The 289-nt window shown below is 68.2% G+C and carries 1 pseudogene; it reads left to right on the top strand.

Annotated elements, in window-relative coordinates:
- Window positions 1-289: pseudogene (locus EN861_RS34815) on the top strand (hypothetical protein); the annotation flags it as partial.

Genomic DNA, 289 nt, shown 5'->3' with positions numbered 1-289 from the left:
CGCTGAGCTCGCATAATGCCGGCGGTTCGGCAGGCAGCGCCCAGGTCGATACCACAGGTGGAGTCACGCTCAGCGTCGACCCGGTCACCTCCACCACGGTGCCGGCCTCGTACACGACGGCCACGACATTGACCCCGACCTTCGCCACCTCCGGCGCGCAGACGATCGCGGAAACCGGCACCGCGACTGCGCTGACGGTGCCGGGCACATCGACGGTCGCGGTCAACCTGGACGGCACCAAGAGCGGCTCAAACCGCTTCTCCGCCGGCAACTACCAGGCAACCGTCAC

Origin of the sequence: Mesorhizobium sp. M8A.F.Ca.ET.218.01.1.1, assembly GCF_004791165.1 — a bacterium.
Lineage (GTDB): Bacteria > Pseudomonadota > Alphaproteobacteria > Rhizobiales > Rhizobiaceae > Mesorhizobium.
The sequence above is the reverse complement of the archived record's forward strand: the minus strand, read 5'-3'. Positions and strand labels throughout refer to the sequence as shown.